Below are 12,469 nucleotides of genomic sequence, written 5' to 3'. Positions count from 1 at the left end.
CCCATTGCCCGAAAAGTGGGCGCGAATCGTCTCTCCCGCCGCGTATGGGGACAGTTCGCGCCCACTTTCTGGGTGGCGCGTCAGGGGTGAGAGAGGATCGCCCGGACCGCGTTGCGACCGGCGCGGTTGGCGCCGACGGTGGACTGGGACGGGCCGTATCCGATCAGGAACAGGCGCGGTTCGTCGAGCGCGCGGCCGTCCGCGACGCGGATACCCCCGGCCGCTGTCCGCAGCCCGAGAGGCGCGAGATGGGCGATGTCCGCGCGGAATCCTGTCGCCCAGAGGATGACGTCGGCGGGTTCGAACGAGCCATCCGGCATGCGCACGCCGTGCTCCTCGATGCGCGTGAACATCGGATGCCGCAGGAGCACGCCGCGTGCCTCGGCCGCGCGCGCCCAGGGGGTCCAGTGCTGGCCGGTGACAGAGATGACGCTGCCGGGTGGGAGGCCTTGCCGCACACGCTCCTCCACGCCGGCGATCGCCGAGACGCGGGCGGCGGTGTCGAAGTCCGCGGCATCCCACGTCACGTCGTTTCGCGTCACCCAGAAGGTGTCGGTCAGGCGGGAGATCTCATCGAGCAGCTGGATGGCCGAGATCCCGGCGCCGACGATCACGACGCGGCGGCCGGCGAACTCCTCCGCCGAGACGTAATCGTGCACGTGGAGTTGCCGGCCGGCGAACTGCTCGTGACCCGGATAGTGCGGCCAAAAAGGGCGCCGCCACGTGCCGGTCGCGTTGATGACGTACCGGGCCGCCCAGGTGCCGGCATCCGTCTCGACGAGCATCCGACCTGAGGGATCATCGTCCGCGCGGCGGACCGCGTGGACATGGACCGGTCGGCGCACCTGGAGGTCGAACCGCTCTTCGTATTCGGCGAAGTACGCGGGCAGTACATCGGCGCTCGCCGCGGTCGGATCCGCGGGTGGCACCGCGAAGCCGGGCAGTTCGTGGATGCCGTTGACCGTCGCCATCCGCAACGACCGCCAGCGGTGCTGCCACGCTCCGCCGGGCGCAGTCTCGGCATCGAGCGCGACGTACGCCCGATCTCCGTTCTCCGGCGTGTATCCCCGACGTCGGAGGTGATACGCCGCGGACAACCCGGCCTGGCCCGCGCCGATGACGGCGACGTCGACGGCTGCGGGACTCACATCGGAAGTAAACGCGCAGGGGTGGGGGATGTTCCCGGCGTCGTGTCGGTGCCACGCCGTAGGCTGTCCTGGTGACCACCGCCCTGTATCGCCGCTACCGGCCCGAAACGTTCGGCGAGATGATCGGGCAGGCCCAGGTCACCGACCCCCTCATGACCGCGCTGCGCAGCGATCGCGTCGGCCACGCCTACCTGTTCTCCGGCCCCCGCGGATGTGGCAAGACGACCTCGGCGCGCATTCTGGCGCGGTGCCTCAACTGTGCGCAGGGACCCACCGACGTCCCGTGCGGGACGTGCGACAGCTGCGTCGAGCTCAGCCGTGGTGGCGGCGGGTCCCTGGACGTCGTCGAGATCGATGCCGCCTCGCACAACGGTGTCGACGATGCCCGCGATCTGCGTGAGCGCGCGATCTTCGCGCCGGCGCGCGACCGGTTCAAGATCTTCATCCTCGACGAGGCGCACATGGTGACGGCGCAGGGGTTCAACGCCCTGCTCAAGCTCGTCGAAGAGCCGCCGGATCACGTGAAGTTCATCTTCGCGACGACCGAGCCCGAGAAAGTCATCGGGACGATCCGCTCGCGCACGCACCACTATCCTTTCCGGCTCGTCGCCCCGGCGGCGATGCTCGAGTACGTCGAACAACTGTGTGTGCAAGAGGGAGTGCAGGTCGAGGCCGGTGTCCTCCCGCTCGTCGTGCGTGCCGGTGGGGGGTCCCCCCGCGACACCCTCTCGCTGCTCGACCAGCTGATCGCGGGATCCGACCCGTCGACCGGTTCGGGCCCGGACGGCGCGCTGGTGCGGTACGAGCGCGCGGTGTCGCTCCTCGGTTACACCCACGCCGAACTGCTCGATGAGGTCGTCGAGGCGTTCGCGGGGAACGACGCGGGCGCCGCATTCGCGGCTGTCGATCGCGTCGTGCAGACGGGCCAAGACCCCCGCCGCTTCGTCGACGATCTGCTCGAGCGGCTGCGTGATCTCATCATCGTCGCCGCCACGGGGCAGGGCGCATCCGCCGTCCTCCGCGGAATACCCGTCGATGAACTCGAGCGGATGGGGCGGCAGGCGTCGGCTTTCGGCACCGACCGACTCTCGAAGATCGCCGACCTCGTCGTCACGACGCTGGATGACATGACCGGGGCGACGTCACCGCGGCTACAGCTCGAGCTTCTCGTGGCGCGCGTGCTCGCCTCGGCACCGGACGCGGGCAGTGCGCACGCGCCGGCAGCGGTGGTGCGGGTCGACGCTCCGGCACCGGCCGCACCCGCGGCACGTGTCGACGCACCTGCGCCGTCCACCGTGGCTCGGGACGCGTCGGTGTCCGCTCCCGCTGCTCCTCCGCTCCCGGCGGACGAGGCGCCGGCGTCGAACGCGCCGGCCGCCGCCGACGTGCCCGCACCCGTGATCCCGTCCGGGCCGCTGACCCTCGGCCACGTGCGCGATGCCTGGCCTGAGATCCTCCAGCGACTCGAGCCCGTGAGCCGCTCGTCATGGATGATCGCGACCGCAGCGACTCCGGTCGCCTACGCCGACGACGTTCTCACGCTGTCGTTCCAGAGCCAGAACGATGTCGCCTCCTTCAAAAAGCTCTCGGCCGGTGCCGGCCCGAGTGAGGATCTCCGCGGCGCGATCGCGGGTGTCCTGGGCGTCCGGGTCAAGTACGTCGCGCGTCACGACTCCGACACGGGCGGTGCCGGCGGCAGCGCCGGACCGACGGATGGTGGGGGCTCTTCGGGCCCCGGCTCGCGCGGCGGCGGCTCCGGACCACGTGGTGCCGGACCCTCCGCGGGAGGACCCGCACGCCCGGCGGCCGCGAACCGCTCCGCGCCCTCGCATCCCGCGGCATCCTCTCCGGTCACGGAATGGGCGGTAGCCGCGATCCCCACCGGCGATGCCCCCGCGCAGGCCGGAGCTCTGGCGGTCGACGACGAGCCCGAAGAGGCGGCATCCGCTCCGGCGCGGACGCTGACACTGCAACGCGAGGGTGACGTCCTCGACGACGGTCCCGAGCCGATGCCGCCGGACGACGACGACGCGCCACCGCCCCCGGCCGACGTTCACGCTCGGGTTCCGCCGCGCGCCGCGGTCGCCGTCGAGCGCCCCGAACGGCCCGCCACACGCACGGGGGGCATCGAGCGGGTCGGTGAAGCGGTCGTCCGGCAGATGCTCGGTGCCACGTTCGTCCGAGAAGAGCCGTACACGCCCCCGACGAGGTTCAACTAACCCATGTACGACGGCATCGTCCAAGACCTGATCGACGAGTTCGGACGCCTTCCCGGCATCGGACCCAAGTCGGCGCAGCGCATCACCTTCCACATTCTCCAGACGCCGAGTTTCGACGTGTCGCGACTGTCGCTCCTCCTCGGCGACCTGCGGGAGCGGGTGCGCTTCTGCGAAATCTGCGGCAATGTCTCCGAGCAGGACCGGTGCAGCATCTGCCGCGACTCCCGGCGTGACACGGCGCTGATCTGCGTCGTCGAAGATGCTAAGGATGTCTCATCGATCGAGCGCACGCGCGAGTTCCGCGGGCTGTACCACGTGCTCGGCGGTGCGATCAGTCCGATCGCCGGCGTCGGCCCCGATGATCTGCGCATCACGCAACTCATGCAGCGCCTCGCCGACGGCACCGTGCAAGAGGTGATCCTCGCGACGAACCCCAACCTCGAGGGGGAGGCGACGGCGACGTATCTGAGTCGGCTCCTGCACACCCTCGAGATCCGTGTCACTCGCCTCGCCTCGGGGCTCCCCGTCGGCGGCGACCTGGAGTACGCCGACGAGGTCACGCTCGGCCGTGCGTTCGAAGGCCGCCGCGCCGTCTGATGGGCGTTCAACCGTGGGCGTCCGGAACCTGGACGAACGAGCCCGTCGACGCGCGTGTGACCACCGACGGGCTGGTGGTGACGGCGCGCGAAGGCAGCGACGCCTGGCGCCGGACGTCGTATGGCTTCGTGCACGACACCGAACATGCTCTGCTGGCAGCGCTTCCGCAGCGCACCGCCGTCGAAGTGTCCTTCCGCCTCGACTTCACCGCGCAGTTCGACCAGGCTGGTGTCTTCCTCCGCGTCGATGACGAGCACTGGATCAAAGCGGGGGTCGAGTTCAGCGACGGCACGAACAGTCTCGGCGCCGTCGTCACGGCTCGCTTCTCGGACTGGTCACTCGCGCCCGTGCCGGACTGGGCGGGAAGAGACGTCACGGTCCGGGCGAGTCGGTCGGGTGATGCCGTCACCATTCGCGCGCGCGTCGCGGACGAGCCCTGGCGCCTCGTCCGCGTGGCTCCGCTCGACGCGTCTGCAGTGGTAGAGGCAGGGCCCTTCTGCTGTGCTCCGACCCGCGGCGGACTGACGGTGCTGTTCACAGACTGGCGCGTCGTGCCCGCCGACGAGAGCCTGCACCCGGAGTGAGCGTCACATGGCCGTCAGGGCATCCGGCCCTCTCTAAGATGGTGCGGTGGGGCCGGCATCCGTCCGTTCGGGCCTCGTCCACACACCCGGGAGTTCCACAGTGGCGCTGATCGTCCAGAAATACGGCGGGTCATCCGTTGCCGATGCCGAGAGCATCAAGCGGGTCGCCAAGCGGATCGTCGACACCCGCCGCGCCGGCCACGACGTCGTCGTCGCCGTGAGCGCGATGGGCGACACGACCGATGAACTCCTCGACCTCGCGCACCAGGTCGCGCCGATCTCGGCACCGCGTGAGCTCGACATGCTGCTGAGCTCGGGCGAGCGCATTTCGATGGCGCTGCTCGCGATGGCGATTCACTCCATGGGGTTCGAGGCGCGCTCGTTCACCGGCAGCCAGGCCGGCATGATCACCGACGCGACACACGGTGCGGCGCGGATCGTCGATGTCACCCCCGTCCGGCTGCGCGAAGCGCTCGACGAAGGTGCGATCGTCATCGTCGCCGGTTTCCAAGGCTTCAACCGCGACACCCGCGACATCACGACGCTCGGCCGTGGCGGCTCCGACACGACCGCCGTCGCCCTTGCCGCCGCTCTCGACGCGGATGTCTGTGAGATCTACAGCGACGTCGATGGCATCTACACGGCCGACCCCCGCGTCGTGCCGCAGGCACGCAAACTCGACGTCGTCTCGTCGGAGGAGATGCTCGAGCTCGCCGCCAACGGTGCCAAGGTGCTCTACATCCGTGCCGTCGAGTACGCCCGTCGGCACGGGGTCATGATCAACGCCCGCTCGACATTCAGTTCGGGGCAGGGGACTTTTGTCCTGAGCCCGGGAATGACCGCCCCCGCATCGATCGTCACGGCTTCGCCGCGCACACAGGAGAGTCCCATGGAAGAGCCCATCGTCGCCGGTGTCGCCACCGACCTCAGCCAGGCCAAGATCACCGTCATCGGTGTTCCCGACGTTCCTGGCAAGGCGGCCGAGATCTTCAAGATCGTCGCGAAATCCGGCGCCAACGTCGACATGATCGTGCAGAACGTCTCCGCCGCGGCGACCGGTCGCACCGACATCTCGTTCACCCTGCCGAAGACGGATGCGTCGCTCGCTCTGCGCGCGCTCGCCGCCGAGCAGGCCGACGTGGGCTTCGAGAGCCTCGTGCACGACGACCAGATCGGCAAGCTCTCGGTCGTCGGCGCCGGCATGCGCACCCACTCGGGTGTCTCGGCGACGCTGTTCGAAGCTTTGTCGACGGCCGGGGTCAACATCGAGATGATCTCGACGTCCGAGATCCGCATCTCGGTCGTCGTCCGCGGCGACGACCTGGCGGGAGCCGCACGCGTCGTGCACACCGCGTACGGTCTCGACGGCGACACCGAGGCCGTCGTCTACGCCGGCTCCGGTCGCTGAGCCCAGCCCACTCATCCACACCCCGCCCGATACAATCGGGCAACCCCGTTACGCGATCCCTGAGGTAGAGCTATGACCCGCATCTCCGATTCCGGACTTTCCGTCGCCATCGTCGGCGCCACCGGCCAGGTCGGCACGGTCATGCGTGAGATTCTCGCCGAGCGGGCGTTCCCGATCGGTGATCTCCGACTCTTCGCGACGGCCCGCAGCGCCGGCACCGCCGTCGAGTTCGCCGGTCACACGATCATCATCGAAGACATCGCCTCTGCCGACCCGGCAGGCATCGACATCGCCCTGTTCAGCGCCGGTGCGACGGGCTCCCGCGCCCACGCCCCCCGCTTCGCCGAGGCCGGCGCGGTCGTCATCGACAACTCGAGCGCCTGGCGGATGGACCCCGACGTGCCGCTCGTCGTCAGCGAGGTCAACCCGCACGCGACGGAGAACCCGCCCAAGGGGATCATCGCGAACCCGAACTGCACGACGATGGCCGCGATGCCGGTGCTCAAGCCGCTGGCCGACGAGGCCGGGCTCGAGCGCCTGATCGTCAGCACCTACCAGGCGGTGTCGGGCTCGGGCCTGGCCGGTGCACAGGAGCTGCTCGGTCAGATCGAAGGGGTCCTCGCGCAGAACCACACCCTCGATCTCGTCCACGACGGATCATCCGTCGACTTCCCGCAGCCGGAGAAGTACGTCGCCCCGATCGCGTTCGACGTCATCCCGCTCGCCGGCAATCTGGTCGACGACGGCGACAACGAGACCGACGAAGAGAAGAAGCTTCGCAACGAAAGCCGCAAGATCCTCGAATTGCCCGATCTTCTCGTCGCCGGCACGTGCGTGCGGGTTCCCGTCTTCACCGGACACTCGCTGTCGATCCACGCGGAGTTCGCCCGCGACATCACCCCCGATCGTGCACGCGAGATCCTGGCATCCGCACCGGGCGTCGTGCTCGAAGAGGTCCCGACGCCGCTGCAGGCCGCCGGTAAGGATCCCAGCTTCGTCGGCCGCATCCGCGCGGATCAGTCCGCTCCGGCAGGCAAGGGACTCGTCCTGTTCATCTCGAACGACAATCTCCGCAAGGGAGCGGCGCTCAACGCTGTGCAGATCGCCGAGATCGTCGCGGCTCGTCTCGGCGCACAGGTCGCCTGATGGGCGAGAAGGCGCCGCAGGGCACGCTGGCCCGCGTGGCCATCGCGGTCGCCGCGATGACCCAGATCTCGTTCGCCGTGCTGGCGTTCTGGGACCTCGCACACCGCTCACCCGCAGACGTACGCGGACCCAAGCAGGCGTGGGTGCCCGCAATCCTCGTCAACTGGATCGGCCCGGCGGCCTACTTCGTCTTCGGCATTCGCCGCTGAAAATCGCGGCGCCTCGCCCGATGTCCGATTCGCCTCTTCAGCGCGGTTGGGTATCCCATAGCCGGGTCGTCTTGACTCACCGGTAAGAATCGCGTTCCTTCCTGGATGCCGGCACCTCCGCCGGGCCGGCACGGTGCGAAACGCGGCCTAGACTGGAACATTGTGAGTGAACCCGTCGATGTCGTCTTGATCGGTGGTGGCATCATGAGTGCCACCCTGGGAACCCTGCTGAAGCAGCTGCAGCCCGACTGGAAGATCGTCGTGTGCGAACGACTGTCCGAAGTCGCGCAGGAATCCTCCAACGCGTGGAACAATGCCGGCACAGGGCACGCGGCGATGTGCGAGCTGAACTACATGCCCGAGGGTCCGGATGGCTCGATGGATCCGGCGAAGGCCATCGCGATCAACGAACAGTTCCAGCAGAGCCGGCAGCTGTGGACCGCCCTCATCGAGCGCGGCATCCTCGACGGTCCGTCGACCTTCATCAACGCGACGCCGCACATGACGTTCGTCCGCGGGGAGAAGGACGTCGCCTACCTCAAGAAGCGCTACGAGATCCTGAAGAACGAGCCGCTCTTCGCCGGGATCGAGTACTCCGAGGACTCGCGCGTCATCAATCAGTGGGCACCGCTGCTCATGCAGAAGCGCCGCAAGGGCGAGCCGTTCGCTGCCACGCGGGTACCGGCCGGCACCGATGTCGATTTCGGCGCGCTGACGCGCCAGCTTTTCGCTCACCTGCAGGCGCAGGGGGTGGATGTCGTCACGAACCGTGAGGTCCGCAATCTGACGAAGCTCGATGACGGAACCTGGAAGGTCTCGTACCGCCACGCACTGGGGAAGACCCCGGGCAGTTTCCGCGCACGCTTCGTGTTCGTCGGAGCGGGCGGATGGGCGATCAAGCTGCTGCAGGCATCCGGCATTCCGGAGATCAAGGGCTACGGCGTCTTCCCGATCGGAGGGCAGTGGCTGAAGACCTCGAACCCGGCGATCGTCGCGCAGCACAACGCCAAGGTCTACTCGCAGGCTTCCGTCGGTGCACCGCCGATGTCGGTGCCGCACCTGGATACCCGCGTGGTCGACGGCGAAGCATCGCTCCTGTTCGGCCCGTTCGCGACCTTCAGCCCCAAGTTCCTCAAGAACGGGCGGATCACGGACCTCGTCGAGCAGGTCCGCCCCGGCAACCTCTGGCCGATGATCAAAGTCGCCGTCGACAATCCCGGGCTCATCAAGTACCTCGTGGGTGAGCTGCTCAAGAACCACGCTAAGAAGGTCGATTCTCTTCGCGAGTTCATGCCGACGGCGAAAGACGAAGACTGGGAGTTGCTCCAGGCGGGTCAACGCGCGCAGGTCATGAAGAAGGATCCCGACAAGGGCGGCATCCTGCAGTTCGGTACCGAGGTCGTCACCTCCGCCGATGGCTCGATCGCCGGGCTCCTCGGGGCGTCCCCGGGTGCGTCGACGGCCGTGTCGATCATGCTGAACCTGCTGAAGACCTGTTTCCCCGACCGGATCGGTGGGTGGGAGCCGGAGCTGCGGGACCTGATCCCCAGCTATGGCTCGACGCTCAACGGCGATCCCGCGCGCGCGGCGGCATCCGTCACGCGCACAGCCGAGGCGCTGGGCATCCACGAGTAGAGGCGCCCGATGGCCAAACTGTACTTCCGCTATGGAGCGATGAACTCGGGGAAGTCCACGGCGCTCCTGCAGGCCGCGTACAACTACGAAGAACGTGGCCAGCACGTCCTGCTCGCCAAGCCCACGGTCGACACGAAAGGCGCCGAGAAGATCTCGAGTCGTCTCGGAGTCGAGCGCATGGTCGACTTTTTGATCGGGCCCGATGACGATGTGCGCGAGCTGGTCGCGGCGCACGCGCATCCTGCGGTGGCGTGTCTCCTCGTCGACGAGGCTCAGTTCCTTTCGCCCGCACAGGTGGAAGACCTCTTGCGTATCGCGGTGGGGGAGCGTATCCCGGTGCTGGCTTACGGCATCCGGTCAGATTTCCAGACGCGGGCATTCCCGGGATCGGCGCGACTTCTCGAACTCGCGCACAGCCTCGAGGAGCTCAAGACCATCTGCCGCTGTGGGCGAAAGGCGATCTTCAACGCGAGGCTCGTCGGCGGCCGGTTCGTGTTCGACGGTGATCAGGTCGCGATCGATGAGTTGAGCACGGAACGGGTCACGTACGAGTCGATGTGTGCGGAGTGCTACTTACGCGAATCGGACGGTCGGCTCAGCTGATTCGCGTGAGGTCTGACCGTGTTGTATCGTTTCACTCAGCAAATCGGATGGGTTTGCCGGTCTGACCACAGCGCGGTAGTGTGGCCGGACCATTGGGAAGGGCAACGATGACCGAGAACACCCCCGCACGCGCGTGGCGCGTCGTGCTCGAAAAGATCGAAACAGACCTCCTCGAAGGCAGGCTCGGTCCCGGTGACCGCCTCCCTCCGGAACGCGAACTCGCGACCACGCTCGGTGTCGGCAGATCCAGCGTGCGCGAGGCGCTCCGTGTCCTCGAAGTGATGGGCCTCATCCGCACCGCAACCGGCTCCGGTCCTACCGCCGGCGCCATCGTCACCGCGACACCGCACGGCGGGCTGGCGCAACTGTTGCGCCTGCAGGTGGCCGCGCAGGGCTTCGCGATCCCCGATGTGTATGAGACGCGTCTTCTCCTCGAAGAGTGGGCGGTCGCCCACCTGGCCGCGCAGCCGGATGCCGACCTGGCAGAAGCTCGCGCGACGCTCACGGCGATGGATGCCGAGGGTCTTTCCCCCGATGACTTCCTCGCCCTGGATGCGCAGTTCCACTTGCGTCTGACGGATGCTGCCGGCAACGTCGTCGTGGCGGCGACCATGGCGGGCCTCCGCCCGACGATCGACAGTTATATCCGTGCCGGCGTCGCCCGTATCACCGACTGGGATGCCACGGCTGACCGGTTGCGACACGAGCACCACGACGTGCTCAGCGCGATCGAATCCGGTGAAGCCGACCGGGCTCGACACATCGTCCGTGCGCATATCGCCGACTACTACGCCGACGCGGGCATGCTGTCCCCGTCGCAGACCCCCTGACTTCTACGACACCCGAGGAGATGCCATGGTCCAGCGCCAGCTGCCCAAGATTCCCGAGCTCTTGGAGCTCATGCAGTTCAAGAAGCCCGAACTCGATGGCACGAAGCGCCGGCTCGAGGGAGCGCTGACGATCGCCGACCTCCGGACGATCGCGAAGCGGCGTACTCCGAAAGCGGCTTTCGACTACACGGATGGTGCCGCCGAGGGGGAGCTCTCGCTCTCGCGCGCGCGTCAGGCGTTCGAAGACATCGAGTTCCACCCCGACATCCTGCGCCCGGCCGAGCATGTCGACACCTCGGTGGAGATCCTCGGCGGGCGCTCCGCGCTGCCGTTCGGCATCGCGCCCACCGGATTCACGCGCCTGATGCAGACCGAGGGTGAGACCGCCGGGGCCACGGCGGCAGGGGCCGCCGGCATCCCGTTCACTCTCTCGACGCTCGGTACGACGTCGATCGAGAATGTCCGCGCCGCGAATCCGCACGGGCGCAACTGGTTCCAGCTCTACGTGATGCGGGAGCGGGAGCTGTCCTACGGGCTCGTGACACGCGCCGCGGAAGCCGGATACGACACCCTGATGTTCACGGTCGACACCCCGGTGGCCGGCGCCCGCCTGCGCGACAAGCGCAATGGCTTCTCGATCCCGCCACAGCTGACCGTCGGCACGATCGTGAACGCGATCCCGCGCCCGTGGTGGTGGATTGATTTCCTCACGACGCCGAAGCTCGAATTCGCGTCCCTCACGACGACCGGAGGCACGGTCGGCGAGCTGCTCAACGCGGCGATGGACCCGACCATCAGCTACGAGGACCTCGAGATCATCCGCTCCCTGTGGCCCGGCAAGATCGTGATCAAGGGTGTCCAGAACGTCGCGGACAGCAAGCGGCTGATCGACCTCGGGGTCGACGGCATCATCCTCTCCAACCACGGCGGCCGGCAGCTCGACCGCGCGCCGATCCCGTTCCACCTGCTGCCGCAGGTCGTCCGCGAGGTGGGCAAGGATGCGACGATCATGGTCGACACCGGCATCATGAACGGCGCGGACATCGTCGCATCAATGGCCCTCGGTGCGAAGTTCACCCTGATCGGTCGCGCATACCTCTACGGCCTCATGGCCGGGGGGCGCCGAGGAGTCGACCGCACGATCGAGATCCTCCGCACGGAGATCGAGCGGACGATGCAGCTGCTGGGCGTCGCGTCGCTCGAAGAGCTGGAGCCGCGCCACGTGACGCAGCTTCAGCGCCTCACCCCGGTGGCCGCTCCCGCTCCGCACCACGCGCCCGCAGTGCTCTCACCGTAGATGCGGCTTCCCTCGCCCGGTCAGCGCGGCGGGAGGGTGGGGATCAGGGCCTCGAGGAACGTTGCGGTGTCCTCCCACCCCTCGACCGCGTGACAGGCGACGCCCATCGCGAGCACCGGATAGTCGTTCCCCTCGGGGTCGAGTCGGTCGCCGACGAAGAGCATGTCGACGAGCGGGATGCCGGTCTGCGCCGCGAGCTGGTTCATCCCGTATGCCTTGTCGATTCCCTGCTCGGTGATGTCGACCGATGTCGACCCGCCGGAGCGGACCTCGAGGTCGGGGAGGAGCGCGGCAACGGCCGCGCGGAGCGAGTTCTTCTTCGCACCCGTGGGGTCCCAGGCCGTCTTCTCCGCAACCGGGGCCCTCTGCCCGAGGGCCGAGAAGGTAATCTGCGAGCCGCGGTCCTCGAGGATCGCGCCCCAGGTCTCGCTCTCCCACAGTCCGAGGCGACGCGCTTCGCCTTCGACCGCAGCCAGTGCCCGTGACTTCTGATCGTCGCTGAGGGTCCGCGCGTAGATGGTCGTGACGCCGGCATCCGTGAGCCGGTAGTACTGCGTTCCGCAGGTGGGAAGGAGGTGCAAGGCCGCACGCACCCGGTCTGTCGTCTCGGGGAGGCGGTCGACGACCTGCGTCGTGAACTGCTGCAGCTGGCCGCCGGAGATGATCGCCACCTCGACGCGCTCCGCAAGTGCGATCAGCAGGTCGGCCATCCGAGGCTCGATCGCGGTCTTGGACGGTGCGAGTGTGTCGTCCAAATCGAAGGCGACAAGGCGAGGCGTGGGCATCTGAGGCT

At 68.0% G+C, this 12,469-nt stretch carries 12 protein-coding genes; 10 read left to right on the top strand and 2 right to left on the bottom strand.

Going from position 1 to position 12,469, the window contains the following annotated elements:
* Positions 1-80: 80 nt before the first annotated feature.
* Positions 81-1,148, bottom strand: a complete 1,068-nt coding sequence (locus tag N4R40_RS07030; protein ID WP_261606649.1) for an NAD(P)/FAD-dependent oxidoreductase — start codon at positions 1,146-1,148, stop codon at positions 81-83.
* 71 nt (positions 1,149-1,219) lie between these two features.
* Here N4R40_RS07030 and N4R40_RS07025 point away from each other — a divergent pair, with 71 nt between their 5' ends.
* The 10 genes from N4R40_RS07025 (at position 1,220) to N4R40_RS06980 (ending at position 11,676) form a co-directional block, all read left to right on the top strand.
* On the top strand, positions 1,220-3,367 hold the full coding sequence (locus tag N4R40_RS07025) for a DNA polymerase III subunit gamma and tau (RefSeq protein WP_261606648.1): 2,148 nt from the start codon (positions 1,220-1,222) through the stop codon (positions 3,365-3,367).
* A 3-nt stretch (positions 3,368-3,370) separates the two neighbouring features.
* Positions 3,371-3,964, top strand: coding sequence for a recombination mediator RecR (gene recR / locus N4R40_RS07020; protein WP_261606647.1), 594 nt, complete (start codon positions 3,371-3,373; stop codon positions 3,962-3,964).
* Entirely contained in the window at positions 3,964-4,548 is a 585-nt protein-coding gene (locus N4R40_RS07015) for a DUF1349 domain-containing protein (protein ID WP_261606646.1), read from the top strand. Before recR ends, N4R40_RS07015 begins: the two co-directional genes overlap by 1 nt.
* 100 nt (positions 4,549-4,648) lie before the next feature.
* Entirely contained in the window at positions 4,649-5,956 is a 1,308-nt protein-coding gene (locus N4R40_RS07010; protein ID WP_261606734.1) for an aspartate kinase, read from the top strand.
* Between the two features lie 72 nt (positions 5,957-6,028).
* Positions 6,029-7,102, top strand: a complete 1,074-nt coding sequence (locus N4R40_RS07005; protein ID WP_261606645.1) for an aspartate-semialdehyde dehydrogenase — start codon at positions 6,029-6,031, stop codon at positions 7,100-7,102.
* Positions 7,102-7,311 carry a PLDc N-terminal domain-containing protein gene (locus N4R40_RS07000; protein ID WP_261606644.1) on the top strand — a complete coding sequence of 70 codons (210 nt, stop codon included), beginning with the start codon at positions 7,102-7,104 and terminating at the stop codon, positions 7,309-7,311. Before N4R40_RS07005 ends, N4R40_RS07000 begins: the two co-directional genes overlap by 1 nt.
* 105 nt (positions 7,312-7,416) lie before the next feature.
* The gene (locus N4R40_RS06995) at positions 7,417-8,946 is read left to right on the top strand and encodes a malate:quinone oxidoreductase (protein ID WP_261606643.1); all 1,530 of its coding nucleotides are present in this window, start codon (positions 7,417-7,419) and stop codon (positions 8,944-8,946) included.
* Between the two features lie 9 nt (positions 8,947-8,955).
* A complete protein-coding gene (locus tag N4R40_RS06990; protein WP_261606642.1) occupies positions 8,956-9,549 on the top strand; it encodes a thymidine kinase in 594 nt (197 codons plus the stop codon).
* A 107-nt stretch (positions 9,550-9,656) separates the two neighbouring features.
* Positions 9,657-10,379, top strand: coding sequence for a FadR/GntR family transcriptional regulator (locus N4R40_RS06985; RefSeq protein WP_261606641.1), 723 nt, complete (start codon positions 9,657-9,659; stop codon positions 10,377-10,379).
* Positions 10,380-10,404: 25 nt separating this feature from the next.
* Positions 10,405-11,676: an alpha-hydroxy acid oxidase gene (locus tag N4R40_RS06980; RefSeq protein WP_261606640.1), complete on the top strand. Its 1,272-nt coding sequence runs from the start codon at positions 10,405-10,407 to the stop codon at positions 11,674-11,676.
* Between the two features lie 20 nt (positions 11,677-11,696).
* Here the strand turns inward: N4R40_RS06980 and N4R40_RS06975 are convergent, their stop codons facing one another.
* Positions 11,697-12,461, bottom strand: a complete 765-nt coding sequence (locus tag N4R40_RS06975) for an HAD-IIB family hydrolase (protein WP_261606639.1) — start codon at positions 12,459-12,461, stop codon at positions 11,697-11,699.
* Positions 12,462-12,469: the final 8 nt, after the last annotated feature.

The organism is Microbacterium memoriense (genome assembly GCF_025398275.1).
GTDB lineage: Bacteria > Actinomycetota > Actinomycetes > Actinomycetales > Microbacteriaceae > Microbacterium > Microbacterium memoriense.
The sequence above is the reverse complement of the archived record's forward strand: the minus strand, read 5'-3'. Positions and strand labels throughout refer to the sequence as shown.